The sequence below is a fragment of the Delftia sp. 60 genome (assembly GCF_002754395.1).
GTDB lineage: Bacteria > Pseudomonadota > Gammaproteobacteria > Burkholderiales > Burkholderiaceae_C > Comamonas > Comamonas acidovorans.
The window spans coordinates 152,212-178,774 of sequence record NZ_PEFD01000001.1 but is presented as its reverse complement, the minus strand read 5'-3'; the positions used below and the strand labels follow the sequence as shown (position 1 = coordinate 178,774).

Genomic DNA, 26,563 nt, shown 5'->3' with positions numbered 1-26,563 from the left:
GCACACGCAAACATTCTTTGAGCCTTTGACTGCGCGGCAGGGCCTTTACGGGGAAACCCGAGGGCCGCTGCCAGCGCTGCTACCATCGGTTTCCGGAGATATACCGCCCTTGCGTTCTTGCATGGGGCGGTTTTTTTTAGGCTTGCAAGCCAGCGCTGCGGCACCCTGCCGGCTGGCGCGAGCCGTCAGCCGGAGCCATAGATGTCCCTCGCAGACCGCGTACGTTTCCCAGAATTCCTTTCGCGCACCATGACGGCCGAGCAGGCCGCCGCCCTGATCCCCCACGGCGTCAACGTCGGCATGAGCGGATTCACGGGCGCGGGCTACCCCAAGGCCCTGCCCCAGGCCATCGCCCAGCACGCCAAGAGCGAACACGCGGCCGGCCGGCCCTACAAGATCAATGTCTGGACCGGCGCCTCCACGGCCGCCGAGATGGACGGCGCCCTGGCCGAGGCCGGCGCACTGGGCCAGCGCCTGCCCTTCAACACCGACCCCACCTGCCGCGCCAGGATCAATGCCGGCGAGATCGACTTCATCGACATGCACCTGTCCCACGTGGCCCAGCATGCGTGGTTCGGCTTCCTCGGCCCCATGAGCGTGGCCGTGGTCGAGGTGCTGGGCGTGACCGAGGACGGGCGCCTCATCCCCTCCACCGCCGTGGGCAACAACAAGACCTGGCTGGAGATCGCCGACAAGGTGATCCTGGAGGTCAACACCAAGCCGCCGGCCAAGATGGAAGGCATGCACGACATCTACTACGGCACGGCCATCCCGCCGCGCCGCGTGCCCATTGCCCTGACCCATGCCGATGACCGCATCGGCGAGCCCTATCTGCGCGTGGACCCGGCCAAGGTGGTCGCCGTGGTCGAAACCCACAAGGGCGACCGCGACAACGTCTTCGCCCAGCCCGACGCCAACTCCAACCTGATCGCCGCGTCCATCATCGACTTCCTCGCGCACGAGATGAAGATGGGCCGCCTGCCCAAGGAGATGCTGCCCATCCAGTCGGGCGTGGGCAACGTGGCCAACGCCGTGCTGGCCGGCCTGCTGACGGGGCCGTTCGAGAACCTGCTGGGCTTCACCGAGGTCTTGCAGGACGGCATGCTGGACCTGCTGCGCGCGGGCAAGATGAGCCGCGCCTCGGCCACCTCGATCTCGCTGTCCGGCAGCGCCTACAGGGACTTCGAGGAGAACATCGACTTCTACCGCGAGCGCATCATCCTGCGCCCCCAGGAGATCAGCAACCACCCCGAGCTGGTGCGCCGGCTGGGCGTGATCGCCATGAACTCCATGATCGAGGCCGACATCTACGGCAACATCAACTCCACCCACGTCATGGGCACGGGAATGATGAACGGCATCGGCGGCTCGGGCGATTTCGCGCGCAACGGCTACCTGTCCTTCTTCGTCACGCCCTCGGTGGCCAAGGGCGGCAAGATCAGCTGCATCGTGCCCATGTGCTCGCACGTGGACCATACCGAGCACGACACGCAGATCATCGTCACCGAGCAGGGCCTGGCCGACCTGCGCGGCCTGTCGCCGCGCAAGCGCGCCCAGGTCATCATCGACCGCTGCGCCCATCCCGACTTCCGCCCCCAGCTGCAGGACTACTTCGACCGCGCCCAGCGCCAGGGCGCGCTGCACACGCCGCACATCCTGGGCGAAGCGCTGAGCTGGCACCAGCGCTTTGTCGAAACGGGCGACATGCGCGCCTGAACCGCGCAAGCGCGTTAGCGCGCCAGCGCGCAGTCTCCTGGGCTACAGGCGACCATCGGCATGGCTGCCTGGACTGGCGTAGCATGCAAGGACGGCCCACGGGGCCGTCTTTTTCGTTGCACCCACAGGACTTCTCCCATGCCGATCTGGAAGCGCAGCTTCACCCTTGAAGACATCACCTCGCTGAGCGCCGACACGGCCGTCTCGCACCTGGGCATCGAGTTCACCGAGATCGGTGACGACTTCCTGCGCGGCCGCGTGCACGTGGACCAGCGCACCTGCCAGCCCTACGGCATCATGCACGGCGGCGTGAACGTGGTGCTGGCCGAGACCCTGGGCTCGGTGGCCGCGGCCTGCTCCATCCCCGAGGGCTGGCGCAGCGTGGGCCTGAACGTCTCCGCCAACCATGTGCGCGCCGCGCGCCAGGGCTGGGTCACGGGCACGGCCCGCCCCGTGCACCTGGGCCAGACCACCCATGTCTGGGCCATCGAACTGCACGACGAAACCGGCCGCCTGACCTGCACCTGCAGCCTGACCATGGCGCTGCTGCCGCCGACCCACGCCCAAAACGTCAAGCTTGCCGCGCAGCCTCCGGTGGCGGCCCAGCCCTGATCAAACCCCCAGCAACTCCGACAGGCGCTCCGGCTGCGCCAGCAGCTCCCGCGAATCGGCCTGCAGCGCCAGCCGGCCCTTGGTCATGACGACGGCGCGGTCGGTGTGGGCAAGGACCTTTTTGTAGTCGCGGTCCACGATCAGGGTGGAGATGCCGGTGCTGCGGATGGCGGCGATCACGCGCCAGATTTCGGCGACGACCAGGGGGGCCAGGCCTTCGGTGGCTTCGTCGAGGATGAGCAGGCGCGGGTGCGTCATCAGCGCGCGGCCTATGGACAGCATCTGCTGCTCGCCGCCAGAGAGCTGGTCGCCGCCGTTGGCCAGGCGCTCCGCGAGCCGGGGGAAGGTGTCGAGCACGCGCTCCAGCGTCCAGTGGCGCTCGCCCTGCAGTCCGGGGCGGGCGCTCATGACCAGGTTCTCGCGCACGCTGAGGTTGGGGAAGATGCCGCGCCCCTCTGGCACATAGCCAATGCCCAGCCGCGCCATGCGCTCGGGCGGCGCGCCCGTGCAGTCGCGGCCATCGGCGCGCAGGCGGCCGGAGCGTGCCGGCACATAGCCCATGAGTGTGCGGATCAGCGTGGTCTTGCCCATGCCGTTGCGCCCCAGCAGGCCCACGGCCTGGCCCGCGCCCAGCGCCAAGCTCACGCCCTGCAGGATGTGGCTGTCGCCGTAGTAGGTATGCAGCTCGTCGATGGCGAACATGGGCTCAGTCATCGTCTTCTCCGAGATAGGCAGTACGGACCACGGGATCGACACGGATCTGCGCTGGCGTGCCCGTGGCCACCACGCTGCCGTTGACCATCACGGTGATGCGGTCGGCGATGCGGAACACGGCGTCCATGTCGTGCTCGACCAGCAGTACCGCATGGCCGCGCTTGAGCTCCTGCAGCAGGGCCAGCATGCGCTCGGTCTCCTCCGCGCCCATGCCGGCCAGCGGCTCGTCCAGCAGCAGCACGCGCGGGCCGGTGGCCAGGCACATGGCCACTTCCAGCTGGCGCTTGGCGCCGTGGCTCAGCGTGCCGGCCACGGCCAGCGCCTGCCCGGCCAGGCCCGCACGCTCCAGGGCCGCATGGGCCTGGCGCAGGCTGGCCGCGCAGCGCTGTGCGGACAGGCCCAGCTGCCAGGGCCTGAGCGCCATCTGCGCCTGGGCCGCGAGCCGGCAGTTCTCCAGCGCCGAGAACTCGGGAAAGATGGTGGTGCGCTGGTAGCTGCGGCCCACGCCGGCACGCGCGCGCCGGGGCTGGGGCATGCGCGTGACATCCTGGCCCGCGAGCGCGATGCGGCCCGCGCTGGCCGCCAGCTCGCCCGAGAGCATGTTGACCAGGGTGGACTTGCCCGCGCCGTTGGTGCCGATCACGGCATGGACCTCGCCCTCGTGCAGGTCCAGGTCTACGCCGCCCACGGCCGTGAGCCCGCCAAAGCGGCGCGTGAGGCCGCGCACCGAAAGCAGTGCCGCATCAGCCATGTCCGGCCTCCTTGTGGTGGACCTCGTTGTGCACTCCAGCGCGTTGCCGTGCAAGGCCCGCCAGCCCGATCAGCCCCATCAGCCCTTTCGGCAGCAGGGCCACGAGCACGATGATGGCCAGGCCCAGGCTCAGCTGCCAGTGGTCGGCCATGGGGCCGACGATGGCATGCGTGGACAGCACCTCCTTGAGCGCAACGAAGGCCACCGTGCCCAGCACGGCGCCGCGCAGCGAGCCCAGGCCGCCGAGGATGACCATCAGCAGCACCTCGCCCGAGTGGTGCCAGGACAGCAGCTCGGGGTTGACCACGGCATCGCGCACCGCCAGCAAAAAGCCTGCCACGCCAGCCAGCATGCCGGCCAGCACGAAGGCCGCGAGCTTGTACCCGTAGGTGGTGAAGCCGGCCGCACGCATGCGCTGTTCGTTGACGCGTATGCCCGCCAGCGCCGCACCGAAGCGCGACTGGCGCAGCCCGGCCAGGAAGGCATAGACCAGCACCAGGGCGGCCAGCACCACGTAGTACTGCACGCGCGGGATTTCCATGTCGATGGCGCCCAGCGCGGGCCGGGCCATCAGGTAGATGCCATCGCTGCCGCCGCCGATGCCCGTGTCGTGGACCACGAAGTAGGCCATCTGTGCGAAGGCCAGCGTCACCATGATGAAGTAGATGCCGCGCGTGCGCAGGCTCAGCAGGCCCACCAGCAGCGCATAGCCGCCCGAGGCCAGCAGCGCCCAGCCCAGCATGGCCGGCAGGCTGCCGCCCTCGTTGCCTGCGGACAGCACGGCGGCATAGGCGCCCAGGCCCATGAAGGCCGCATGCCCCAGGCTCACCAGGCCCGTACCGCCCACCAGCAGCTGCAGGCTGAGCGCGAAGATGGCCAGGATCATGGTCTTGACCACCAGGCCCGACAGATAGTCCGACCACCAGGGGCCGGCCAGCGCCAGCAGCGCCACGCAGGCCAGCGGCACGGCGCAGGCCTGCCATCGGCAGGCGCGCTGCGGCATCTCTACGGGCTGCACAGGCTGCAGGGGCTGCACGGCGGCCGCCAGCAGGGCCGGAGAAGGATTGGATACGGCCATTGTTCAGCTCCTTTGCCCCATCAGGCCCTGGGGCCGCCACACCAGCACCACCGCCATCAGCAGGTAGACGCTCATGCCGCTGAGCTCCTGGAAGAACAGCTTGCCGAAGGTATCGACAAAGCCCACCAGCAGCGAGGCCAGCAGCGCGCCCGTGATCGAGCCGATGCCGCCGATCACCACCACCACGAAGCAGATGATGAGCACGTTGCCGCCCATGCCCGGATAGACCGAACTCATGGGCGCGGCGATCATGCCTGCCAGTGCCGCCAGCGCCACGCCGATGGCGAAGACGATGCGGTACAGGCGCTTCACGTCGATGCCCAGGCCGCGCACCATGTCGCGGTTGCTGGCGCCCGCGCGCACCATCATTCCCAGGCGCGTGCGGTTGACCACCCAGTACAGCGCCAGCGCCACCAGCAGGCACACGCCCGAGGCGAACAGCCGGTACCACGGATAGCTCATGAGCCCGCCCAGCGAGAAGCTGCCCGACAGCCAGCCGGGCAGCGGCACGCCATGCACGTCGTTGCCCGCCAGCAGCGAGCGCAGCTCCTCGAACACCAGGATCAGCCCGAAGGTCATCAGCACCTGCTGCAGGTGCTCGCGCTCGTAGAGGTAGCTGAAGAAGGCCCACTCCAGCGCATAGCCCAGCACCACGGTTAGCGCCACGCCGGCCAGCAGCATGGTGATGAAGTGCTGGCCCAGCAGCGGGGACAGCGCAAAGGCCATGTAGGCGCCGATCATGTAGAAGCTGCCATGGGCCAGGTTGATCACGCCCATGATCCCGAAGATCAGCGTCAGGCCCGAGGCCAGCAGGAACAGCAGCAGCCCGTACTGGACGGCGTTCAGGCACTGCACGAGAAAGGTGGCAAGGTCCATGGCGATGTCCGTATGCGTGCGTATTCGTCCGTATGAGTGCGCCCCGCGCCTCACATGCGGCAGCCGCGGCCGGTATCGCCCAGGGCCTTGATGGCCACGCCCATGCGCTGGTTCTCCTTGCCCACGACCTTGCGCAGGTACATGTCCTGCACGGGGTTGTGCGACTTGCTGATGGTGAAGTCGCCGCGCGGGCTGGGGATGGTGGCCTTCTCGATGGCCTGGCGGAACTCGGCATTCTTCGCGATGTCGCCGCCCGCCGCCTTCAGGCCCACGCCCAGCATCTGGGCGGCGTCGTAGCCCTGCACGGCATACACATCGGGCATCAGCTTGTAGGCCTGGGCATAGGCGGAGCGAAAGCGCCGGTCGCGCTCCGTGCCCAGCTCGTCGGCGTAGTGCAGCGTGGTCAGCACGCCCTGGGCGGCCTCGCCCTGGGCCTCCAGCGTGCCGTCGGTCAGAAAGCCCGAGCCGTACAGCGGGATGGTCTTGTGCAGGCCGGCCGCGTGGTAGTCCTTGACGAACTTGACGGCGCCCGCGCCCGCGAAGAAGGCAAACACCGCATCGGGCCTGGCGGCCGCGATCTCGGTCAGCAGGGCCTGGAACTCCACGTTGGGAAAGGGCACGGTGAGCTGCTTGCTGACCTTGCCGCCCTCCTTCTCGAAGCCTTCCTTGAAGGCATTGGTCATCTCCTCGCCAGCCGCGTATTTCCAGGTGATGGTCATGGCGGTTTTCCTGCCTTCCTGCCTGGCCGCCACCACGCCCATGGGATAGGAGGACTGCCAGTTGGAGAAGGACGAACGGAAGATGTTGGGCGCGCACATGGCGCCCGTGACCGCATCGGCGCCCGCATTGGGCACGATGAGCACGGTGCCGCTTTCCTTGGCCGCGCGCGCCATGGCCATGGCCACGCCCGAATGCACGGTGCCCACCAGCACATCGACCTTGTCGCGCTTGATCAGGCGGTTGACGTTGTCCGTGGCCTTGGCCGGATCGGACTCGTCATCGACCTTGAAGAACTCGATCTCGCGCCCGCCCAGCCTGCCGCCCTGCTCGTTCACGAACATGCGAAAGCCGTTTTCTATGGCCGAGCCCAGCGCCGCATAGGTGCCGCTGTAGGGCAGCATGAAGCCGACCTTGATCCTGTCCTGCGCATATGCGCCGCAGGACAGGGAGGCCGTCAGGGCGAGGACGGCCCAGTGTTTGCGATCGGTGTTCATGCGTGTCTCCTTGTGGTGGATGGGTCTTGCTTTGCGGGTCTTGCTCACACAATTCATTTCGGTTCTCCATGGCACTGCCACGCCCCTTGAAACTGGCGCGTCCCAAAGCGAGGGACACCGAGGAAGGGCCGCCCCGCACCGAGGGTGTCGTCCCCCTCCCTCGCTCAGCGAGTAGAGAGGGGGAAGCCGCGTAGCGGCTCAGGGGGTGTACTGGCCTCGCGCTCTCGGAGCCTGAAACGCTGGATCTTTCCGGTGGCGGTCTTCGGAAGTTCGTCCACGAACTCGATGAAGCGCGGGTACTTGTAGGCGGCCAGGCGCTGCTTCACGAAGGCCTTGAGTTCGGCCTCGGTGGCGCTGCAGCCGTCCTTGAGCACGACGAAGGACTTGGTCTTGAGCAGGCCGTCGGCGTCGGTCTTGCCGATCACGGCGGCCTCCAGCACGGCCGGGTGCTGCATCAGCGTGGCCTCGACCTCGAAGGGCGAGACATAGATGCCGCTGACCTTGAGCATGTCGTCGCTGCGCCCGGCATAGGTGTAGTAGCCATCGGCGTCGCGCACGTACTTGTCGCCGCTCTTGAGCCAGCCGCCCTGGAAGGTCTCGCGCGTTTTGTCGCGGTTGCCCCAGTACATGAGGGCGGCGCTGGGGCCCTGGATGAACAGGTCGCCCACCTCGCCATCGGCCACGGGGCGGCCGTCCTCGCCGCGCAGCTCCACGCGGTAGCCGTCCACGGGCTTGCCCGTGGTGCCGTAGCGGATGTCGCCGGGCCGGTTGGACAGGAAGATGTGCAGCATCTCGGTGGAGCCGATGCCGTCCACGATGTCGGCGCCGAAATGCGCCTTGAAGCGCTGGGCGATCTCGGCCGGCAGCGCCTCGCCGGCCGAGGAGCACATGCGCAGGCTGACCTGCTCGCGCGCGGGCAGCAGCGGCGAGGCCAGCATGCCCGCAAAGCCCGTGGGCGCGCCGAAGAACACCGTGGGCCGGTGCTGCACCCAGCGCGCGAAGGTGGCCTCGGGCGTGGGCCGCTCGGCCATCAGCAGCACGGTGGCGCCCACGCTCAGCGGAAAGCTCAGGGCATTGCCCAGGCCGTAGGCGAAGTAGAGCTTGGCGGCGGAAAAGCAGATATCGCCCTCGCCCAGGCCCAGCACCGGGCCGCCATAGAGTTCGGCCGTCCAGTACGGATTGGCATGCGTGTGGACCGCGCCCTTGGGCTTGCCCGTGGAGCCGGAGGAATACAGCCAGAAGCCCGGGTCATCGCCCAGCGTGGGCGCCGGTGCGGGCAGCGGCGGCTGCGCCGCCAGCCAGGGCTGCAGGGGCGCAAAGCCTGCGGCGCGCGCCGCCGCTTCGTCGCCGGCCACCCAGACATGGCGCACCTCGTTGGGCGCCCGGTCCAGCGCCTGGCGCAGCAGGGGCAGCAGCGCATCGCAGGTCAGCACGGCCTGGGCGCGGCTGTGGCCCAGCATGTAGGCGTAGTCGTCGGCCGTGAGCAAGGTGTTCACCGCCACCGGCACCACGCCCGCATACAGCGCGCCCAGAAAGGCCACGGCCCATTCATGGCGGTCGTGCATGAGCAGCAGCACGCGCTCCTCGCGGTGGATGCCCGCCGCCAGCAGGCCGCTGGCCATGCGCTGCGCCTGTTGCTGCAGCTGGCCGTAGCTCAGCGTGCCGTGGTCGTCGATGTAGGCGATCTTGCCGGGCCGCCCCTCATTGAGCGCGAACAGGTGCGCGGCGAAATTGAAGGGCTGGGTGAAGTCGATCATCGGGGTCTCCTTCGACATCGGGCATCCGGCCCGACTTGTGATCTTCCGCACAACATGCAATATTGTGCGTGCATCAGAAAGATAGTTAGAACACCACCGAGCGTCAAGCACTATATTGCATGGCTGGTGTTAACCCCGACTGTTTATCATTCACGCCCTCTTCAAGGAAACTCTATGGACCAGTTCGAGACGGCAGCCCAGTCCGCCGGGGCGGCGGATTCCCTCTCAGAAGCCCCCAGGAACCAGGTGCTGCAGGCGCTGGGCGAGCGTGTGCGCAGCCTGCGCTCGCGCCGGGGCATGACGCGGCGCGCCCTGGCGGCGGCGGCCGATGTCTCGGAGCGCCACCTGGCCAACCTCGAATACGGCACGGGCAATGTGTCGGTGCTGGTGCTGCACCATATTGCACAGGCCCTGCAATGCTCCATGGCCGAGCTGCTGGGCGACGTGACCACCACCAGCGCCGAATGGCTGCTGATCCGCGAGCTGCTGGAAGGCCGCGATGAAGAGGATCTGCGCCGCGTGCGCCTGGCTGCGGGCGAGCTGCTGGGCACGGCGCCCAGCGACCGCCAGCGCCACACGCGCATCGCCCTGATCGGACTGCGCGGCGCGGGCAAGTCCACGCTGGGCCGCATGCTGGCCGAGCAGCTGGGCGTGCCCTTCCTCGAACTCAACCAGGAAATCGAGCGCATTGCGGGCTGCAGCGTGCGCGCCATCCACGACCTGTACGGTGCCAACGCCTACCGCCGCTACGAGCGCCGCGCGCTGGAGGAGGCCGTGCAGATCTACAGCGACGTGGTCATCGCCACGCCGGGCGGCATCGTCTCCGACCCGGCCACCTTCAACGAGCTGCTGTCGCACTGCACCACAGTCTGGCTCAAGGCCCAGCCCGAGGAACACATGGCCCGCGTCGTGGCCCAGGGCGACACCCGCCCCATGGCCGCCAATCCCGAGGCCATGGACGATCTGCGCAGCATCCTCGAAGGTCGCGCCGGCTTTTACGCCAAGGCCGACCACGTGGTGGATACCAGCGGCCAGACGCTGGAGCAGAGCTTCGATCAGTTGAAGGCACTGTTCCTGCCCGCACGCTGAGACGGCGGCAGCAACCCACGGCATCCAGGCCCCAGGCCTGGATTTTTTTCGCCTGTGCTGGCTGGTGTTTACCCTTGATATGGTCAAAACACGCACTATCGTGCGTGTTGCTGCGTGCATTTTTGGGACAAATCTGCATAATTGTGCCTGCACCGTATCTGCGACTGCACTATTTTTCATCCAAGAGGCCGTCCATGCACCCGTCCAGCCCCACTGTCGATTACCGCACCGAGCCCGCCCAGTACCGCCACTGGTCGTTCACCGTCGAGGGCGCCATCGCCCGCATGCAGCTGAACATCGCCGAGGACGGCGGCATACGGCCCGGCTACAAGCTCAAGCTCAACAGCTACGACCTGGGCGTGGACATCGAGCTGCACGACGCGCTCAACCGCATCCGCTTCGAGCATCCGCAGGTGCGCACCGTCATCGTCACCAGCGGGCGCGACCGCATCTTCTGCTCGGGCGCCAACATCTTCATGCTGGGCGTGTCCAGCCATGCCTGGAAGGTGAACTTCTGCAAGTTCACGAACGAGACGCGCAACGGCGTCGAGGACAGCTCGCGCCACTCGGGCCTGAAGTTCCTGGCCGCCGTCAACGGCGCCTGCGCAGGCGGCGGCTACGAGCTGGCCCTGGCCTGCGACGACATCGTGCTGATCGACGACCGCTCCTCCTCCGTCTCCCTGCCCGAGGTGCCGCTGCTGGGCGTGCTGCCCGGCACGGGCGGCCTCACGCGCGTGACCGACAAGCGCCATGTGCGCCATGACCTGGCCGACATCTTCTGCACCAGCGTGGAAGGCGTGCGCGGCCAGCGCGCCGTGGACTGGCGCCTGGTCGATGCCGTGGCCAAGCCCGCGCAGTTCGAGGCCGTGGTGGCCCAGCGCGCGCAGCGCCTGGCCGAGGGCAGCACGCGCCCCGCCAATGCGCAGGGCATCACGCTCACGCGCCTGGAACGCGAAGCCACGGACGACGCGCTGCACTACCGCCATGTCAGCGTGCAGATCGACCGCGCGCGCCGCAGCGCCACGCTGACCGTGAAGGCTCCGCAGGGTTCGCAGCCGGCCACCCTCGAAGCCATCGAGCAGGCCGGCGACGCCTGGTGGCCGCTGGCCATGGGCCGCGAGCTGGACGACGCCATCCTGCACCTGCGCACCAACGAGCTGGACGTGGGCACCTGGCTGCTCAAGACCGAAGGCGATGCCGCCGCCGTGCTGGCCGCAGACGCAGCCCTGCTGGCCCACCAGGACCACTGGCTGGCGCGCGAGACGCTGGGCCTGCTGCGCCGCAGCTTTGCGCGGCTCGATGTGTCCTCGCGCACGCTGTTCGCGCTGATCGAGCCCGGCTCCTGCTTCGTGGGCATGCTGGCCGAGCTGGCCTTCGCGGCCGACCGCGCCTACATGCTGGTGCTGCCCGATGACACCGAGCGCGCCCCGCGCATCCAGCTGGACGAATTCAATTTCGGCCTGCTGCCCCTGGTCAACGACCAGTCGCGCCTGCAGCGCCGCTTCTACGAGGAGGCCGCACCGCTGGAGGCCGCGCGCGCCGCCACGGGCCGCGCGCTGGACGGCGACCAGGCCCTGGCCCTGGGCCTGGTCACGGCCGCGCCCGACGACATCGACTGGGACGACGAGATCCGCATCGCCATGGAAGAGCGCGCCGCCATGTCGCCCGATGCGCTCACGGGCCTGGAGGCCAACCTGCGCTTTGCCAGCCGCGAGAACATGGTCACGCGCATCTTCGGGCGCCTGTCGGCCTGGCAGAACTGGATCTTCAACCGCCCCAATGCCGTGGGCGACAAGGGCGCTCTCAAGCTCTACGGCACGGGCCAGAAGGCCGGCTTCGACTTCAACCGCGTCTGACCGCAGGCACGCCCCGAAACATCCACGGAGACCCCACCATGAGCGCCATCAACTACAGCGAGAAGATCCCCAACAACGTCAACCTCGGCGAAGACCGCACCCTGCAGCGCGCGCTGGAGAGCTGGCAGCCCAACTTCCTGAACTGGTGGGGCGACGTGGGCCCCGAAGGCTCCACCGACTACGACGTCTACCTGCGCACCGCCATCAGCGTGGACCCGCAGGGCTGGGCCCAGTTCGGCCACGTGAAGATGCGTGACTACCGCTGGGGCATCTTCCTGAACCCGGCCGAGGCCGACCGCAAGGTGCACTTCGGCGACCACGCGGGCGAGAAGGCCTGGCAGGACGTGCCCGGCGAGCACCGCGCCAACCTGCGCCGCATCATCGTCACCCAGGGCGATACCGAGCCCGCCTCGGTGGAGCAGCAGCGCCACCTGGGCCTGACCGCGCCGTCCATGTACGACCTGCGCAACCTGTTCCAGGTCAACGTGGAGGAAGGCCGCCACCTGTGGGCCATGGTCTACCTGCTGCACAAGCACTTCGGCCGCGACGGCCGCGAGGAGGCCGAGGCCCTGCTGGAGCGCCAGTCGGGCGACGAGAACAACCCGCGCATCCTGGGCGCCTTCAACGAGAAGACGCCCGACTGGCTGTCCTTCTTCATGTTCACCTACTTCACCGACCGCGACGGCAAGTTCCAGCTGGCCGCGCTGGCCGAAAGCGCCTTCGACCCGCTGGCGCGCACCACCAAATTCATGCTGACCGAGGAGGCCCACCACATGTTCGTAGGCGAGTCCGGCGTCTCGCGCGTGCTGCAGCGCACCTGCCAGGTCATGAACGAGCTGCGCACCGACGACGTGGGCCGCCTGCGCGCGGCCGGCGTGATCGACCTGCCCACGCTGCAGCGCTACCTGAACTTCCACTACAGCGTGACCATCGACCTGTTCGGCGCCGACCAGTCCAGCAATGCCGCCACCTTCTACAGCAGCGGCCTCAAGGGCCGCTACGAGGAAGGCAAGCGCACGGACGACCACCGCCTGCACGACCAGCACTACAAGGTGCTGGAAGTGGTGGACGGCAGGCTGCAGGAAAAGGAAGTGCCCATGCTCAACGCGCTCAACGAGGTACTGCGCGACGACTACATCAAGGACTCCAACGCGGGCGTGGGCCGCTGGAACAAGGTCATGGAAAAGGCCGGCATCGACTTCCGCCTCACCGTGCCGCACAAGGCCTTCAACCGCCAGATCGGCGCGCTGGCCGGCGTGCGCATGAGCCCCGACGGCCGCGTGGTCAGCGAGCAGGAATGGCGCATGCGCGAGGCCGAATGGCTGCCCACGGACGCCGACCGCGCCTTCGTCGCCTCGCTCATGGGCCGCTGCGTGGAGCCGGGCCAGTTCGCGGGCTGGATCGCGCCGCCGGTCATGGGCATCAACCGCCAGCCCGTGGATTTCGAATACGTGCGCTTCAACTGAAGCGCCGCGCCAGCAGGGAGTCGCCCATGACAGTCGCCTTGGTAGAACACGGCATCCTCACCCAGCACCTGATCGACCCGGAGATCTGCATACGCTGCAACACCTGCGAGGCCACCTGCCCCGTGGGCGCCATCACGCACGATGACCGCAACTACGTGGTCCTGGCCGAGCAGTGCAACGGCTGCATGGACTGCGTCTCGCCCTGCCCCACGGGCGCCATCGACAACTGGCGCAAGGTGCCCCTGAAAAGCGCCTATCCCGTGGCCGAGCAGCTGCTCTGGGACGAGCTGCCCGAGGAGCTGCCGCCTGAAGCGCTGGTTCAGGCACAGGACACAGGGGACGCACCTGCCGCCGAGGACCTGAGCCAGGCCCAGGCCGTGATCGCGGCGGCCGCCACGCGCGGTGCGGATGCGGCCCGGCCCGATGACCAGGCCGATACCCAGGTGTTGCGCAGCGCCAGCTACGGCGCCACCGTGCCGCCCTGGTCGGCCGCCCATCCGTACACCAACCTGCATGGCCCCAGGAGCCCCGTCACGGCCACCGTGGTCGGCAACCTCAACTGCACGGAGGCGGGATTCGACAGCGAGACCCACCACATCGTGCTGGACTTCGGCAGCCAGCCGTTCCCCGTGCTCGAAGGCCAGTCCATCGCCGTCATCGCGCCCGGCACCGATGCCCAGGGCCGCCCGCATGTGGCGCGCCAGTACTCGGTGGCCAGTGCGCGCAATGGCGAGCGGCCCGGCTACAACAACCTGGCGCTGACCGTGAAACGCGTCACCCAGGACCACCAGGGCCGCCCTGTGCGCGGCGTGGCCAGCAACTACCTGTGCGACGCACGCATCGGCGACAGGGTCCAGGTCATAGGCCCGTTCGGCCAGTCGTTCCTGATGCCCAACCATCCCCGCTCGCACATCGTGATGATCTGCACGGGCACGGGCAGCGCCCCCATGCGCGCCATGACCGAATGGCGCAGGCGGCTGCGCAAGAGCGGCAGGTTCGAGGGCGGCAAGCTCATGCTGTTCTTCGGCGCACGCACGCCGCAGGAGCTGCCCTACTTCGGCCCACTGCAAAGCCTGCCGCGCGACTTCATCGACAACAACCTGGCCTTCTCGCGCGTGGCCGGCCAGCCCCGGCGCTACGTGCAGGACCTGCTGCGCGAACGTGCGGCCGACCTGGCAGCCCTGCTGCGCGACGACAACGCGCACTTCTACGTCTGCGGGCTCAAGAGCATGGAGGAAGGCGTGGTGCTGGCACTGCGCGACGTGGCGCAGCAAGCCGGGCTGGACTGGGAACAGATCGGCGCGCGCCTCAAGCGCGAAGGCCGGCTGCACCTCGAGACTTATTGAAACACCCCCTGAGTCGCTTCGCGCCTTCCCCCTGAAGGGGGGCATACGGGCACCCGGCGACACCCTCGGTGCAGGGCGGCGCGGCCGGCGTAGGCCCTTCCTCGGTGTCCCTGAGTTGAGCCGCGCCAGGTTCCTAGGCAGTTATTGAATGGCGCGCAACACCTTGAAAAACTAATGCGCTGGAGTTCGGACCTGTCCATAGGCATCGCCGGCCAGGGCCTGGGCCAGTATCCAGGCAGGGTCCACCAGCTCGGCACCGCGCACCAGCGGCGACTGCGGCAGGGCCAGCGGGATCTCGGTGCAGCCCATGATCACGGGCACATCGCCATGGCGCTGCAGCAGCGGCGCCAGCACCTCGCTGAAGCAGCGCGCGGCCAGGTCCATGTCGCCCTGCTTGACGCCGTCGTAGATGCCCTGCATGAGCCGCGCGCGGCCCTGTGCATCGGGCTGCAGCGCGGTGATGCCGCACTCGGCCAGCGCCGCGTCGTACAGGCCGCTGTCATAGGTGCCCTGCGTGGCCAGCACGATGGCCTGCTGCGCGCCGCCGGCCTGCAGGTGCAGGGCGGCCTGGCGCGCGATGTGCAGCACATGCAGCTGCGGAAACAGCGCCTGCAGCTGCCCATGCCAGGCATGGGCCGTGTTGCAGGCCAGGGCCACGCTGCGCACGCCCAGCGCCGCCATGCGGCCCACGCCCTGCAGCAGGTGCTGGGCCGGCCCCGTGGGCGACTGCGGGTCCGCGCGCAGCGCGGCGCTGCGGTCGGGCATGGGCAGTTGCACCAGCCAGTGCTCGGGATAGGCCTGGTCATGCACGGGCAGGCCCTGCTGCTGCAGGTGCGCCGTGCAGGCCTGCACGAACAGGCGCACGAAATCCGCGCCTGCGGCCGGGCCCATGCCCCCGAGAATGCCCACCGCGCGCGGGGGCTGAAGCTGCTGCTGCATGCTGCGATCCGAAATCAAAAAGCGGGTTTGTCGCTGAGGTCCTGCAGGTTTTTCTGCAATTGCTCGCTCATCGGCAGGCCCAGGGCCACGTTCCTCGGGGCAATGGGCTGCATGAACCACTTGTCATAAAGCCTGGCGAACGCGCCCGACTTCATCATGTCGCCGATCACGCCATCGACCAGCTGCTTGAACTGGGGGTCGTCCTTGCGCAGCATGCAGGCATAGGGCTCGACCTGCAGCGAGTCGGCCACCACCTCGAAGTCCCCGGGGTTCTTGGCCGTGGGGATCAGGCCGAAGAGCAGGATGTCGTCCATGCCGAAGGCCGCGGCGCGGTCGTTCTCCACCAGCAGGAAGCCGTCCGCATGGTCCTTGGCCATGACGATGTTCATGCCCCAGGCCTTGTCGGCATTGGCCTTGCGCAGCACCTGCAGGTTGGTGGTTCCCGTGGTGATGGCCACGGTCTTGTCCTTGAGGTCGGCGTAGTTTTTGATGCCCGAGCTCTTCTTCACCAGCAGCCGCGTGCCCGTGTAGAAATGGTTGATGGAAAAGGCCACCTCCTTGCCGCGCACCGTGTTGTTGGTGGTCGAGCCGCATTCCAGGTCGATGGTGCCGTTGGCCAGCAGCGGCATGCGGTTCTGCGAGGTCACGGCCTGCCACTGCACCTTCAGATCGGGCCGGTTCACCGCCTTCTTCACGGCCTCGGCCACGGCCTGGGACATCTCCACCGTCATGCCGATGGGCTTGCCGTTGTCCAGGTAGCTGAAGGGCACGGAGGACTCGCGGTAGGCCAGCGTGATGCGGCCGCTGTCGCGCACCTTGGCCAGCGTGTCGGCATGGGCCGCAGCCAGGCCTCCCAGGGCCAGGGCCGCGCACAGCGCGGTGGTGTGAAGTTGCATGCTTGTCTCCTCGTCTTTGGTGGATGTGCGGCCAGTGTAGGAAGGGCGGCGGCCTTTGCGGAATGACAATATCGGGCCGGTCCATGCCCGCCGGTTATGGGCTGGCCGCCTGCCCGCAGCAGCAGCCCCCGGCCATAACCTGCGTGCATGGCCCGTGTGCCAAATGCCATGGCCCGGCCTGCCGCGCGCGGCCTACAGTGCGGCTGCATGGAGAAACGATCAATGCATGTCTGCATCGTGGGCGCCGGCATCGTCGGCCTGGCAACGGCCTGGGCGCTGCAGCAGGCCGGCCACCGCATCACCGTGCTGGACCGCGCACCGGGCCCTGCCCAGGGCGCCAGCGGCGGCAATGGCGCGCAGCTGAGCTATTCCTACGTGCAGCCGCTGGCCGATCCCGGCATCTGGAAGATGCTGCCCCGCCTGCTGCTGCAAAAGGATTCGCCGCTGGCCTTCCGCCTGCGCGCCGACCCCGCGCAATGGGCCTGGGGACTGCGCTTTCTGGGCGCCTGCAATGCCCATGCCTCGGCCGAAGGCACGCGCGCCCTGCTGGCCCTGGCCGCCGAAAGCCGTCAGGCCTTCGAGTCGCTCCAGGCCGACGAAGCACTGGCCTGCGACCTGCACACGCCGGGCAAGCTGGTGCTCTACCCCACCCAGCAGGCGCTGGATGCCGCCGCGCAGCAGGTGGCACTGCAGGCGGGCCTGGGCGGCGCGCCGCAGCGCATCGTCAACGCCGCCGAAGTGGCGCGCATCGAACCCGCGCTCGCCCGCTACGCCCAGCGCATTGCAGGCGCCGTACACACGCCCAGCGAGGCCGCAGCCGACTGCCGCCTGCTGTGCGAGCAACTGGCCGCCCGGCTCACCGCACGCGGCGCCGAACTGCGCTACGGCGTGGAGCTGCAGGGCTTCGAGCGCGAGGGCGACGCCATCACCGGCCTGCGCACCGCCGCAGGCCCACTGCCGCTGCGCGCCGACCACTACGTGCTGGCCAGCGGCTGGGAAAGCGCGGTCCACGCGCGCCAGCTGGGCCTGCGCATTCCCGTCTACCCGCTCAAGGGCTACAGCATCACCGCCGATGCCGCCGCGCAACTGCCGCACGCCGCGCCCCGGGTCAGCGTCACCGACACCGCACGCAAGGTCGTCTTCGCACGCATCGGCGAACGCCTGCGCGTGGCCGGCATGGTGGAGATCGTGGGCCGGGACACGCGCACCGACCCGCGCCGCATCGCCAGCCTGCGCCGCTCCACGCAGGAGGTCTTCGCCGACCTGCCGCTGGACGGCGACCTCCACCCCTGGACCGGCATGCGCCCCGCCACACCCACCGGCCTGCCCCTCACCGGCCGCCAGCGCGGCGGTCCGCGCAACCTGTGGCTGCAGACGGGGCACGGCGCGCTGGGGCTGACGCTGGCGTTCGGTTCGGCGCAGAGGCTGGTGGGGCAGATGGAGGCGGGCGATCTGTAGGACCCGGTCCCGCAGCCACCTATGTCATGTCGCCGCTCAATCTCCGTACGAGTTGCCAGTCGTCCTTGGACCAGCCAAGTCGAGCATCCACCGACATGGCTGCGGCGCCAATCAAGGCAAGCCAACCGCTGGCCTCCACACGTCGCAACGGCTCCCATGTCGGCCGCTGGGCTATTTGCTGCCAATCCGAACCATGGCAACCAGTGCACTTTGTCAGCGTGTCATCAGGCCGGAGTGGTTCGACCGTGACCGTCCCGGGTGGCACTTCGCCCCAATCAGCGATGAGGGTCTCCAAGGAACCTGTTGGAGGCATACCTCCTCGACCCAGAATCCACTTGATTAAGCGCTCCCATAGCGAGACATCGGGAGGTTGATTGCGTGAATCGACATTTTTTGCTTTGGCCCAGGCATCGTGAGACATCGGATTGATGTAGGCCACCAAAATGCATCTACTGGATCCTGCTTGACAGATGGTCACTGTATCTCCGGGCTTCCACTGTCCAATCGACAAGGACGAGTTGACCGTCTCCAGGATGAATCGAGCAATCTCGGTGTTGTTCCACCCGCGCGGATCTTCCTGGGTGTCGGAGACGCCACGCCAACTCGCTGCGATGAGTAACGCGGCAAGCGCGATGATGATCACAGAGCGCCACGTTTGGGGCAGGCGCGGTGACAACGAAGTTATTTGGCTAGCCACCACAGCATCTCCTCAGCAACTCCTGGGCCATATCCCTCGCGCGTTGACGGCCCTCAGGCGGCACTCGTTGGTCGATGCTCTGAAGCAGGTTTGCTTGCGATGACACATTGCCTTTGGCCTTGGCGTCGGCATAGACATATGCCCACACCTCGGCAGGCTGCGGCTCCCCCCATGTGGGGTTACTTCTGATGGAGGCCATCGAGATCAGCGCATCGACATAGCCTTGGTCGATCAAGGCGTTGAGGTATATCAGGGTGGTGCGCCGATACTCGGCGAGGCGCTCTGGATCCGTTCTCGCATGCTCCAGACCCCGGGTCCAGTAGGCTCCGCCATAGTCCATCATGCTCTGAGGATCTCCCTGCACCGCGAGCCGGGCAGTCCACTCATCGGCCCTTGTGTATGCGTCCATCGGGAGTTGTCCGCAGCCAGGGCGCGCACTGGCCCTCTGCTCCCGAGCCAGCCGTTGCGCCATTGCGTGCCCCTTGGGGTCGGAATCCGGCGGAACCAGCAGCGCCATGCGCTCATAGAGGGACGCCATCCAGCAAGGCTCCAATGCCTTGTGGAGTTTGGCGACTTCGCCGGCCTGGTCCAGCGTGACCTCGCTGCTGGCAAGCCGGTTGTACAGAATCTCCGCCGATGCATCCACGACAACGGCAGGAAACGCCTTGGCTCTAGGTGCCGTGGGGGGCGCCACCGGCACGGGCGCCGGTACAGAAGCGATCGCCGGTGGAGCGGGAGTTTCAGGTGCTGGCGCAGCAGGCTCGGAAGCTTGCGCAGGTGGCTTGGTTGCGCTCACCTGTGCATGCCTGACCTCAGACGCTGGTTCGGCAAAAAAGATGAGCGCCAGCCCACCGGCAAAGGCAAGAGCAGCACATGCCCAGGCAACGACCTGCCAGCGCGGACGCAAAGCTCCTGAATTTCTCATGACCCTCCTTCATGACGATGCAGTTGTCAGATCCCGGGTAATGATTGTGAATAATTCTCATTAGCAAATCAATCGATCATGAGAATTCAGTTGAATTTGACAATCGATCGTGCCAATGACCACGGCGCATCAGCCGCAGTCCAGCAGGCATGCTTGTATGAACGGCCTCAACCAGCCAGCAACTCGCGCAAGGCCTTGCGCATTTCCTCGGTCATTGCCCGTGCCAGCACCGACCCTGGCCGCTGGGGCAGGCTCAGGGCATTCACACCCACCGTGATGCGCGGCAGCAGGGGGACGACATGGACCTTGCGGCGGTCGGCGGCCAGGGCGGTGCAGCCGTCCATGATGGCGGCGCCCAGGCCGTACTCGGCCATGGACAGGGCCGCGTGGTAGGTCTGCACGGTGACCACGGGCGACAGGCCCACGCCGTGCTCGCGGCAGGCCTGGCCCAGGCGCATGCCCAGCGGGTCGCGCGCATCGAGAGCGACCACGGGCAGCTCGGCCAGGTCCTTGAGCTCCATGCCCTCTTCGCGCACGCGCGAGGGCGGCAGCAGGCCCTTGGGCAGCACGCAGAACATGTCCACCTCGGCCAGCAGTTCATGCTCCAGCGCGGGCTGGCCCACGGAGCTGATGACGAAGCCCACGTCGGCCTCCTGCAGCAGCAGGGCCGAGACCACCTGGGGGGTGTGCAGCGCCTGCACATGGACCTGCACCTGGGGGTGGCGGCGCCGAAATCCGGCCACGGCGCGCGGCAGCACCTCGCGGCTGAGCGCGAAGACAGTGAGCACCGTCAGCCGGTCCGCCGCCTGGCCATGGCGCAGGTTGTCGGCCAGGCGCTGGACCTCGTCGAGCTGCTCGAACAGCTTCTCGATGTGGGGGAACAGCGCCAGCGCCTCATTGGTGGGCGTGAGCCGCCCGCGTGCGCGCTGGAACAGCGCAAAGCCCAGCTGCAGCTCCGCGTGCTGCAGGGTGCGGCTGACGGCCGGCTGGGTGATGTTGATCAGCCGTGCGGCAGCGCTGACGCTGCCGGTCTGCATGACGGCATTGAAGACCTCGATGTGGCGCAGGCGCATGGGCCGTCCTAAACGCGGGATTAGCGCAGGTTCAGCGCGGGTTCACTCTTCGGCGGACTGCGCGCGGGCCATCCGCTCACTCTTCCAGTAGACGTCGTCGCCGCCATCCATGCGGTTGAGCACGCGCGCCAGCACGAACAGCAGGTCGGACAGGCGGTTCAGGTACTGGCGCGGCGCGGGCCGCATGGCCTCGCCCTGCTCCAACGCCACCACCATGCGCTCGGCGCGGCGCGCCACCGTGCGGCAGACATGGGCCTGGGCCGCGGCGCGGCAGCCGGCCGGCAGAATGAATTCCTGCAGCCGGGGCAGTTGCGCGTTGTAGTGGGCCAGCGCTTCATCAAGCTGCAGCAGGGCGTCGTCCTTGAGCAGTTCATAGCCGGGAATGGACAGCTCGCCACCGAGGTTGAACAGCTGGTGCTGCACATCGACCAGCAGTTCGCGCACGTCGTCGGGCAGGGCCTCGCACAGCAGCAGGCCGATGTGGGAATTGAGCTCGTCCACATCGCCCATGGCGTGCGGGCGGCCGCTGTTCTTGGAGACGCGCGTGTTGTCGCCCAGGCCCGTGCTGCCGTCGTCTCCGGTGCGCGTGGCGATCTGTGTCAAACGGTTGCCCATGGGCGTTCTCCTTGGCGGTGCGGGGGTGGAAAGCCGGACCCGTAACGGCCCAACACCCAATTGTGCGTTACAGGCAGCACGCAAATGTTGTAGCAGGCAACAGCCGGCAAAAGTGCTGGCCCTGCTGCGCTGCAACAGGTGGAATGCAGTCATGTTCCACGTTCGACAAGGAGTTCGACACATGACCTCTCAACTGCGCAAAGTCTCTGGTTTTGAAATCCGCAGCGTGATGTTGTTCGCGGCCATTTCGCTGGGCAGCGTTGCTGCCATGGCGCAGACATCTACTCCCGCTGCGCCTCCTTCGCAGGCCTCCTTTGGAGCCGGTAGCGGTCCTGCCACCGGCGTACAAGCAGCGCCGGCCCCTTCGTCGGCCGGCGCCAACGAGGTGCAAGCCGCATTCGACCGCGCCGACACCAACCGGGACGGCAAGCTGAGCAAGAAGGAGGCCGAGGCCCTGCCCGCCGTGAGCAGCAATTTCGCCCAGATCGATGCCGACAAGAACGGATCGCTGTCGCGCGATGAATTCAGCAAGGCTGTCCAGCCGCGCTGACACCCGGATGCCTGGCGGCTGACCCACACGGTTGGGCGGCAGGGCCGGTGGTATTCTTTCCAGTTCCCCCTGGAGAACACCGATGAACGCCCCTGTCGCCCCCGTCCGCCTGCAGCCTGACTTCGCTCAGCGCCCCATCCCCGAAGCCTTCCTCCAAGCCCTGGCCCAGCGTTTCGGCGCCCAGTGCTCCACGGCTTTGGCGGTGCGCGAACAGCACGGCCGCGACGAGGGCGCCATCCAGGCGCCCCCGCCTGCGGCCGTGGTCTTTGCCGAAAGCACGCAGGACGTGCAGGACGCGCTGAAGCTGGCCGACCAGTATGCCGTGCCGGTCATCCCCTACGGCGCGGGCTCCTCGCTCGAAGGCCATCTGCTGGCCGTCGAGGGCGGCATCAGCCTGGACCTGAGCCGCATGAACCGCATTCTCTCGGTCAACACCGAGGACCTGACGGTCACCGTGCAGCCCGGCATCACGCGCAAGCAGCTCAACGATGCCATCAAGGACACGGGCTTCTTCTTCCCCATCGATCCCGGCGCCGATGCCTCCATCGGCGGCATGACCGCCACGCGCGCCAGCGGCACCAATGCCGTGCGCTACGGCACCATGCGCGAGAACGTGCTGGCGCTGGAACTGGTCACGGCCAGCGGCGAGCTGATGCGCACCGGCACGCGCGCCAAAAAGAGCAGCGCGGGCTACGACCTCACGCGTCTGATCGTGGGCAGCGAAGGCACGCTGGGCGTGGTCACCGAGATCACGGTGCGCCTGTACCCGCTGCCCGAGGCCGTGAGCGCGGCCATCTGCTCCTTCCCCAGCATCGAGGCCGCCGTGCGCACGGTGATCCAGACCATCCAGATGGGCGTGCCGATCGCGCGCGTGGAGCTGGTGGACGTGAACTCGGTGCGCATGGTCAACGCCTACAGCAAGCTCACGCTGCGCGAGGAACCCATGCTGCTGATGGAGTTCCACGGCTCGCCCACGGGCGTGAAGGAGCAGGCCGAGATGGTGCAGGACATCGCAGGCGAGTTCGGCGGCAACGCCTTCGAATGGGCCGAGCGTCCCGAGGACCGCACGCGATTGTTCACGGCCCGCCACAACGCCTATTTCGCGGCTGTCTCCAGCCGCCCCGGCTGCCGCTGCATCACCACCGACGCCTGCGTGCCCATCAGCCGCCTGGCCGATGCGCTGCTGGACTCGGTGCGCGAGGCCGATGACAGCGGCATTCCCTACTTCCTCGTCGGCCACGTGGGCGACGGCAACTTCCACTTCGGCTACCTGATCGACCCGGACAACGAGGACGAGCGCTCGCGCGCCGAGCAGCTCAACCACCAGCTGGTGTCGCGCTCCATTGCGCTGGGCGGCACCTGCACGGGCGAGCATGGCGTGGGCATCCACAAGATGGATTTCCTGCGCGAGGAAGCCGGCGACGGCGCGGTGCAGATGATGCGCTCCATCAAGCAGGCGCTGGACCCGAAGAACATCCTGAACCCCGGGAAAATCTTCAGCCTCTGAGTCCCTCCGCCGCAGCTTTCTCGCGCAGGAAGTCGATCAGCGTGGTGATGGCCCGCGTCTGGTAGTGGGACGGCATGTACAGCAGGTACTGGCGCGTGGCCAGAAAGTCCAGGCTCCCCGGCGGCAGCGGCAGGCGCTCAAGCGCGCCGCTGGCCAGTTCGGCCGCCACCATGTAGCGCGGCACCACGGCCACGCCCAGGCCCTGCAGCACGGCATCGCGCAGGAAGTGGAAGTTGGGCGACATCAGGCGCGGGCGTATGCGCAGCTCGGTGGGCCGGGCGCCGTTCATGCCCGCCGTGCGCAGCTTCTGGCCCGTGAGCGCCGAGGTGATCAGCGGCACGCGCTTGAGCGCCAGCAGCGAGTCGGGATGGCCATGCGCAGCCAGAAACTGCGGCGTGGCGCAGGCCTCGTAGAGCACATCGCCGAGCTTGCAGGCCACCAGGCTTTCGGGCGGCTCGGTCATCACGCGCACGGCGAAGTCCACGGCGCCCTGCATCAGGTCCTCGATGTCGTTGTCGAAGATCACCTCCAGCGTGATGCCCGGATGCATGCGCATGAACTCCGTCAGCCAGCCCGACATCTGCAGCTGGCCGTAGCCGCTGGGCACGCTCAGCCGCACGGTGCCCTGCAGGCTCTGGCCCAGGCTGTCCACCGACTCGTCCGCCGCCATGGCTTCCTGGCGTATCGCGCGGCCATGCGCGTACAGGCGCAGGCCCAGCTCGGTGGGCTCGACCTGGCGCGTGGTGCGGCGCAGCAGCTGCTGGCCGATCTGGCGCTCGAACTGGTTGAGCCGGTGGCTGACGTTGGCGCGGCTCATGCCCAGGCGCACGGCGGCGCGGCTCAGGTTGCCGGCTTCGATGATGTCCACCAGCAGGGACAGTCCGCCCAGATCCATTGTCAAACCTCAGTACACACAATGTCCATTTTTTAGCACGATTGTCAAAGTCCATAAACGAATGAAGAATGCGGGCCTGCCCGGGCATCACCGGCCCGTTGCGGTTTTCGTGGTTCGACAAGGTTTCGCATGAGTGCTCTCCCCTCTTCCCTGCCGCTGGACGGCGTGCGCGTCCTGGATCTTTCGCGCGTGCTGGCCGGCCCCATGTGCGCCATGGCGCTGGCCGACCTGGGCGCCGATGTCGTCAAGGTCGAGCACCCGGGCCGCGGCGACGACACGCGCGACTGGGGCGTGCGCGTGGGCCAGCGCAACACCTCCTACTTCAACAGCGCCAACCGCAACAAGCGCTCGGTCACGCTGGACCTGCAGGCCGAAGAGGGCCTGCGCATCGCACGCGAGCTGGCGGCCGACAGCGATGTGGTCATCCAGAACTTCAAGGTCGGCGGCGCCGAGAAGCTGGGGCTGGGCTACGAGCAGCTGTCGCAGCTGAACCCGCGCCTGGTGTACTGCTCCATCTCGGGCTACTCGCGCAGCGGCCCCGAGGCCACGCGGCCCGGCTACGACCTGGTGGTGCAGGGCGAGTCCGGCATCATGGCCATGAACGGCGAGCAGGGCCAGGGTCCGCTGAAGTTCGGCGTGGCCGCCGTGGACATGTTCACGGGCATGTACTCGGCCCAGGCCATCCTGGCCGCGCTCTACGAGCGCGAGCGCAGCGGGCGCGGTCGCCATGTGCAGATGGCACTGTACGACTGCGGCCTGATGATCACCAGCTACTACGGCATGGAGGCCTTGCTCAAGGCAGGCGACCCGCCCAAGTTCGGCAACGCCCATCCGTCCATCGTGCCCTACGGCGTGTTCGAGGCGGCCGACGGCCCGCTGGTCATCACCGTGGGCAACAACGGCCAGTTCCAGCGCTTTTGCACCGACGTCATCGCCAAGCCCGAGTGGGCCGCCGACGAACGCTTTGCCACCAATACCGCACGCTCGGCAAACCGCGATCTGCTGATGCCGCTGGTGCAGGCCGAGCTGCTGCGCTTCACGCGCGCACAACTGCTCGAATGCCTGACGGCCGCGCAGATTCCCTGCGGCGAGGTGCTGGGCCTGTTCGAGGCCCTGAACTCGCAGCGCACGGCCGACGCCGGCCTGCTGCACCGCTTCGAGGACAGCGAGGCCGGCAGCCAGTCCGTGCTGGCCCCGCCCTATGCGCTGGACGGCCAGCGCCTGCCCGTGCGCCGCCCGCCGCCGCACCAGGGCGAACACACCGACGAGGTGCTGCAGCAGCGCCTGGGCCTGGACGAACAGGCCCGCGCCGCACTGCGCGCCAAAAACATCATCTGAGAGCGCGCAGACGTTCCCACCCAGACCGCTCCACGGCTCTCATTTCCACCCCTTCCCGCTTGAGGAGACATATGACTTCCACCCCCTTCCAGGCCTCGCGCCGCCAGATCCTTTCCGCCGCCTGCGCCACCGCCATCGCCACGCTGGCCCCCGCCGCCCGGGCCCAGAGCCAGTGGCCCGACAAGCTGATCAAGCTGACCGTGGCCTTCCCGCCCGGCGGCCCCACCGACACGGCCGCGCGCATCGTCGCGCAGCGCCTGACCGAGCGCCTGGGCCAGACCATCGTCATCGACAACCGCCCCGGCGCCTCGGGCTCGGTGGGCACGGCGGCCTTCATCAAGTCGCAGCCCGACGGCTACTCGCTGTCCATGTTCGGCATGCCCGCGCTGCTGGCGCCCATGCTGTTCAACAACAACCTGTACGACGTGCGCAAGGACTTCCTGCCCGTGGCCACGGTCTATGACCTGCCCATGGCCATCGTCATCAACCCGCGCGAGCTGCCGGACGTGACCAACCTGCAGCAGCTGATCGAGCACGCCAAGAAGGCCAAGCCGGCGCTGAACTACACCAGCTCGGGCACGGGCAGCTTCGGCCACCTGTCCATGGAGCAGCTCAAGGACCTGGGCGGCTTCGACATGCAGCACGTGCCCTACCGCGGCAGCGCGCCGGCCGTGACCGACCTGATCGGCGGCCAGATCGCCGTGATGTTCGCCGACGTGGTCGCCGCCCTGCCCCACATCCAGGCCGGCAAGCTGCGCGCCATTGCCGTCAGCTCGCAAAAGGCCAAGCAGCTGCTGCCCAATGTGAAGTCGGTGGCCGAGCAGGGCTTCCCCGGCTTCGACGCCGACACCTGGGGCGGCCTGATCGCCCCGCTGAACACGCCGCCCGCCGTGGTCCAGCGCCTGAACCAGGAGCTCAAGCTCATCCTGGCCGAGCCCGAGCTGCAAAAGAAGATGCTGGCCGCAGGCGCCATCGCCACCTACCAGGACGGCGCGGCCATGAAGGCGCGCCTGAATGCCGACTTCACGCGCTGGAGCAAGATCGCCAAGGACAAGAACATCTCTTCGCAGTAAAGAACACAGAGCGCCCCACGATGCGCCTTCAGGGCATGCCGCAAGGCATGCCCTTTTTTGCGTCCGCAAATGCTCGGCGCCTGCTGTTCACTCCCGTATGGCCGCGCCCGCAGCGAAGCGCA

24 protein-coding genes are annotated in these 26,563 nt (G+C 67.8%); 11 read left to right on the top strand and 13 right to left on the bottom strand.

Annotation, left to right across the window (positions count from 1 at the left end):
• The first annotated feature begins 201 nt into the window (after positions 1-201).
• Complete coding sequence (locus CLV01_RS00795; protein ID WP_012202025.1) at positions 202-1,716, top strand: acetyl-CoA hydrolase/transferase family protein; 1,515 nt, start codon at positions 202-204, stop codon at positions 1,714-1,716.
• 138 nt (positions 1,717-1,854) lie between these two features.
• A complete protein-coding gene (locus CLV01_RS00790; RefSeq protein WP_099732583.1) occupies positions 1,855-2,328 on the top strand; it encodes a hotdog fold thioesterase in 474 nt (157 codons plus the stop codon).
• On the opposite strand, the gene CLV01_RS00785 is transcribed toward CLV01_RS00790, so the two are convergent.
• From CLV01_RS00785 to CLV01_RS00760, 6 genes are all read right to left on the bottom strand, one after another.
• On the bottom strand, positions 2,329-3,042 hold the full coding sequence (locus CLV01_RS00785) for an ABC transporter ATP-binding protein (protein ID WP_373681033.1): 714 nt from the start codon (positions 3,040-3,042) through the stop codon (positions 2,329-2,331).
• Positions 3,035-3,793, bottom strand: a complete 759-nt coding sequence (locus CLV01_RS00780; protein ID WP_047217557.1) for an ABC transporter ATP-binding protein — start codon at positions 3,791-3,793, stop codon at positions 3,035-3,037. The genes CLV01_RS00785 and CLV01_RS00780 overlap by 8 nt, the downstream gene beginning before the upstream one ends.
• Positions 3,786-4,871 (bottom strand): branched-chain amino acid ABC transporter permease, encoded by a 1,086-nt coding sequence (locus CLV01_RS00775; RefSeq protein WP_099732585.1) that lies wholly within the window; start codon positions 4,869-4,871, stop codon positions 3,786-3,788. The genes CLV01_RS00780 and CLV01_RS00775 overlap by 8 nt, the downstream gene beginning before the upstream one ends.
• A 3-nt stretch (positions 4,872-4,874) precedes the next feature.
• Positions 4,875-5,747, bottom strand: coding sequence for a branched-chain amino acid ABC transporter permease (locus tag CLV01_RS00770; protein WP_013799989.1), 873 nt, complete (start codon positions 5,745-5,747; stop codon positions 4,875-4,877).
• A gap of 50 nt (positions 5,748-5,797) precedes the next feature.
• Positions 5,798-6,961: an ABC transporter substrate-binding protein gene (locus tag CLV01_RS00765; RefSeq protein ID WP_099732586.1), complete on the bottom strand. Its 1,164-nt coding sequence runs from the start codon at positions 6,959-6,961 to the stop codon at positions 5,798-5,800.
• A 164-nt stretch (positions 6,962-7,125) separates the two neighbouring features.
• Entirely contained in the window at positions 7,126-8,718 is a 1,593-nt protein-coding gene (locus CLV01_RS00760; protein WP_046238978.1) for a benzoate-CoA ligase family protein, read from the bottom strand.
• Positions 8,719-8,892: 174 nt separating this feature from the next.
• Here CLV01_RS00760 and CLV01_RS00755 point away from each other — a divergent pair, with 174 nt between their 5' ends.
• The 4 genes from CLV01_RS00755 to boxA all read left to right on the top strand — a co-directional run bounded on the left by CLV01_RS00755 (position 8,893) and on the right by boxA (position 14,475).
• Positions 8,893-9,807: a helix-turn-helix transcriptional regulator gene (locus CLV01_RS00755; RefSeq protein ID WP_013799986.1), complete on the top strand. Its 915-nt coding sequence runs from the start codon at positions 8,893-8,895 to the stop codon at positions 9,805-9,807.
• A 194-nt stretch (positions 9,808-10,001) separates the two neighbouring features.
• Positions 10,002-11,663: a 2,3-epoxybenzoyl-CoA dihydrolase gene (gene boxC, locus CLV01_RS00750; protein WP_099732587.1), complete on the top strand. Its 1,662-nt coding sequence runs from the start codon at positions 10,002-10,004 to the stop codon at positions 11,661-11,663.
• A gap of 38 nt (positions 11,664-11,701) precedes the next feature.
• Positions 11,702-13,129 (top strand): benzoyl-CoA 2,3-epoxidase subunit BoxB, encoded by a 1,428-nt coding sequence (gene boxB, locus CLV01_RS00745; RefSeq protein WP_099732588.1) that lies wholly within the window; start codon positions 11,702-11,704, stop codon positions 13,127-13,129.
• Positions 13,130-13,155: 26 nt separating this feature from the next.
• Entirely contained in the window at positions 13,156-14,475 is a 1,320-nt protein-coding gene (gene boxA, locus CLV01_RS00740) for a benzoyl-CoA 2,3-epoxidase subunit BoxA (RefSeq protein ID WP_099732589.1), read from the top strand.
• Between the two features lie 171 nt (positions 14,476-14,646).
• Here boxA and CLV01_RS00735 read toward each other — a convergent pair whose 3' ends face one another.
• Both CLV01_RS00735 and CLV01_RS00730 read right to left on the bottom strand, forming a co-directional pair.
• A complete protein-coding gene (locus CLV01_RS00735; protein ID WP_099732590.1) occupies positions 14,647-15,414 on the bottom strand; it encodes an aspartate/glutamate racemase family protein in 768 nt (255 codons plus the stop codon).
• Between the two features lie 14 nt (positions 15,415-15,428).
• Entirely contained in the window at positions 15,429-16,310 is an 882-nt protein-coding gene (locus tag CLV01_RS00730; RefSeq protein WP_099732591.1) for an amino acid ABC transporter substrate-binding protein, read from the bottom strand.
• A 222-nt stretch (positions 16,311-16,532) separates the two neighbouring features.
• On the opposite strand from CLV01_RS00730, the gene CLV01_RS00725 reads away from it, so the two are divergent.
• The gene (locus CLV01_RS00725) at positions 16,533-17,768 is read left to right on the top strand and encodes a D-amino acid dehydrogenase (protein WP_099732592.1); all 1,236 of its coding nucleotides are present in this window, start codon (positions 16,533-16,535) and stop codon (positions 17,766-17,768) included.
• A gap of 19 nt (positions 17,769-17,787) precedes the next feature.
• On the opposite strand, the gene CLV01_RS28605 is transcribed toward CLV01_RS00725, so the two are convergent.
• The 4 genes from CLV01_RS28605 to CLV01_RS00710 form a co-directional block, all read right to left on the bottom strand.
• Positions 17,788-18,411 (bottom strand): hypothetical protein, encoded by a 624-nt coding sequence (locus CLV01_RS28605; RefSeq protein ID WP_143044510.1) that lies wholly within the window; start codon positions 18,409-18,411, stop codon positions 17,788-17,790.
• Between the two features lie 46 nt (positions 18,412-18,457).
• Positions 18,458-19,390 carry a hypothetical protein gene (locus CLV01_RS00720; protein WP_143044509.1) on the bottom strand — a complete coding sequence of 311 codons (933 nt, stop codon included), beginning with the start codon at positions 19,388-19,390 and terminating at the stop codon, positions 18,458-18,460.
• Between the two features lie 167 nt (positions 19,391-19,557).
• The gene (locus CLV01_RS00715) at positions 19,558-20,463 is read right to left on the bottom strand and encodes a LysR substrate-binding domain-containing protein (protein ID WP_012202007.1); all 906 of its coding nucleotides are present in this window, start codon (positions 20,461-20,463) and stop codon (positions 19,558-19,560) included.
• A gap of 42 nt (positions 20,464-20,505) precedes the next feature.
• A complete protein-coding gene (locus CLV01_RS00710; RefSeq protein WP_099732593.1) occupies positions 20,506-21,078 on the bottom strand; it encodes a cob(I)yrinic acid a,c-diamide adenosyltransferase in 573 nt (190 codons plus the stop codon).
• 181 nt (positions 21,079-21,259) lie between these two features.
• Between CLV01_RS00710 and CLV01_RS00705 the strand changes: the two genes are divergently transcribed.
• Both CLV01_RS00705 and CLV01_RS00700 read left to right on the top strand, forming a co-directional pair.
• On the top strand, positions 21,260-21,628 hold the full coding sequence (locus CLV01_RS00705; RefSeq protein WP_016447305.1) for an EF-hand domain-containing protein: 369 nt from the start codon (positions 21,260-21,262) through the stop codon (positions 21,626-21,628).
• 82 nt (positions 21,629-21,710) lie between these two features.
• The gene (locus tag CLV01_RS00700; RefSeq protein ID WP_099732594.1) at positions 21,711-23,135 is read left to right on the top strand and encodes an FAD-binding oxidoreductase; all 1,425 of its coding nucleotides are present in this window, start codon (positions 21,711-21,713) and stop codon (positions 23,133-23,135) included.
• On the opposite strand, the gene CLV01_RS00695 is transcribed toward CLV01_RS00700, so the two are convergent.
• Complete coding sequence (locus CLV01_RS00695) at positions 23,125-24,030, bottom strand: LysR family transcriptional regulator (RefSeq protein WP_047217545.1); 906 nt, start codon at positions 24,028-24,030, stop codon at positions 23,125-23,127. The two genes, CLV01_RS00700 and CLV01_RS00695, sit on opposite strands and share 11 nt — an antisense overlap.
• Positions 24,031-24,159: 129 nt before the next feature.
• Here CLV01_RS00695 and CLV01_RS00690 point away from each other — a divergent pair, with 129 nt between their 5' ends.
• Positions 24,160-25,368 carry a CaiB/BaiF CoA transferase family protein gene (locus CLV01_RS00690; RefSeq protein WP_013799976.1) on the top strand — a complete coding sequence of 403 codons (1,209 nt, stop codon included), beginning with the start codon at positions 24,160-24,162 and terminating at the stop codon, positions 25,366-25,368.
• A 71-nt stretch (positions 25,369-25,439) separates the two neighbouring features.
• Positions 25,440-26,441 (top strand): Bug family tripartite tricarboxylate transporter substrate binding protein, encoded by a 1,002-nt coding sequence (locus tag CLV01_RS00685; RefSeq protein ID WP_013799975.1) that lies wholly within the window; start codon positions 25,440-25,442, stop codon positions 26,439-26,441.
• Positions 26,442-26,563 lie beyond the last annotated feature (122 nt).

Coding starts and splice junctions, on each gene's coding strand:
- CLV01_RS00780 (WP_047217557.1), bottom strand. CDS start 3,793: ATGGCTGATGCGGCACTGCTTTCGGTGCGCGGCCTCACGCGCCGCTTT.
- CLV01_RS00770 (WP_013799989.1), bottom strand. CDS start 5,747: ATGGACCTTGCCACCTTTCTCGTGCAGTGCCTGAACGCCGTCCAGTAC.
- boxC (WP_099732587.1), top strand. CDS start 10,002: ATGCACCCGTCCAGCCCCACTGTCGATTACCGCACCGAGCCCGCCCAG.
- CLV01_RS00755 (WP_013799986.1), top strand. CDS start 8,893: ATGGACCAGTTCGAGACGGCAGCCCAGTCCGCCGGGGCGGCGGATTCC.
- boxB (WP_099732588.1), top strand. CDS start 11,702: ATGAGCGCCATCAACTACAGCGAGAAGATCCCCAACAACGTCAACCTC.
- CLV01_RS00720 (WP_143044509.1), bottom strand. CDS start 19,390: ATGAGAAATTCAGGAGCTTTGCGTCCGCGCTGGCAGGTCGTTGCCTGG.
- CLV01_RS00715 (WP_012202007.1), bottom strand. CDS start 20,463: ATGCGCCTGCGCCACATCGAGGTCTTCAATGCCGTCATGCAGACCGGC.
- CLV01_RS00685 (WP_013799975.1), top strand. CDS start 25,440: ATGACTTCCACCCCCTTCCAGGCCTCGCGCCGCCAGATCCTTTCCGCC.
- CLV01_RS00765 (WP_099732586.1), bottom strand. CDS start 6,961: ATGAACACCGATCGCAAACACTGGGCCGTCCTCGCCCTGACGGCCTCC.
- boxA (WP_099732589.1), top strand. CDS start 13,156: ATGACAGTCGCCTTGGTAGAACACGGCATCCTCACCCAGCACCTGATC.
- CLV01_RS00775 (WP_099732585.1), bottom strand. CDS start 4,871: ATGGCCGTATCCAATCCTTCTCCGGCCCTGCTGGCGGCCGCCGTGCAG.
- CLV01_RS00695 (WP_047217545.1), bottom strand. CDS start 24,030: ATGGATCTGGGCGGACTGTCCCTGCTGGTGGACATCATCGAAGCCGGC.
- CLV01_RS00795 (WP_012202025.1), top strand. CDS start 202: ATGTCCCTCGCAGACCGCGTACGTTTCCCAGAATTCCTTTCGCGCACC.
- CLV01_RS00790 (WP_099732583.1), top strand. CDS start 1,855: ATGCCGATCTGGAAGCGCAGCTTCACCCTTGAAGACATCACCTCGCTG.
- CLV01_RS00760 (WP_046238978.1), bottom strand. CDS start 8,718: ATGATCGACTTCACCCAGCCCTTCAATTTCGCCGCGCACCTGTTCGCG.
- CLV01_RS00700 (WP_099732594.1), top strand. CDS start 21,711: ATGAACGCCCCTGTCGCCCCCGTCCGCCTGCAGCCTGACTTCGCTCAG.
- CLV01_RS00710 (WP_099732593.1), bottom strand. CDS start 21,078: ATGGGCAACCGTTTGACACAGATCGCCACGCGCACCGGAGACGACGGC.
- CLV01_RS00730 (WP_099732591.1), bottom strand. CDS start 16,310: ATGCAACTTCACACCACCGCGCTGTGCGCGGCCCTGGCCCTGGGAGGC.
- CLV01_RS00705 (WP_016447305.1), top strand. CDS start 21,260: ATGACCTCTCAACTGCGCAAAGTCTCTGGTTTTGAAATCCGCAGCGTG.
- CLV01_RS00725 (WP_099732592.1), top strand. CDS start 16,533: ATGCATGTCTGCATCGTGGGCGCCGGCATCGTCGGCCTGGCAACGGCC.
- CLV01_RS00785 (WP_373681033.1), bottom strand. CDS start 3,042: ATGACTGAGCCCATGTTCGCCATCGACGAGCTGCATACCTACTACGGC.
- CLV01_RS00690 (WP_013799976.1), top strand. CDS start 24,160: ATGAGTGCTCTCCCCTCTTCCCTGCCGCTGGACGGCGTGCGCGTCCTG.
- CLV01_RS00735 (WP_099732590.1), bottom strand. CDS start 15,414: ATGCAGCAGCAGCTTCAGCCCCCGCGCGCGGTGGGCATTCTCGGGGGC.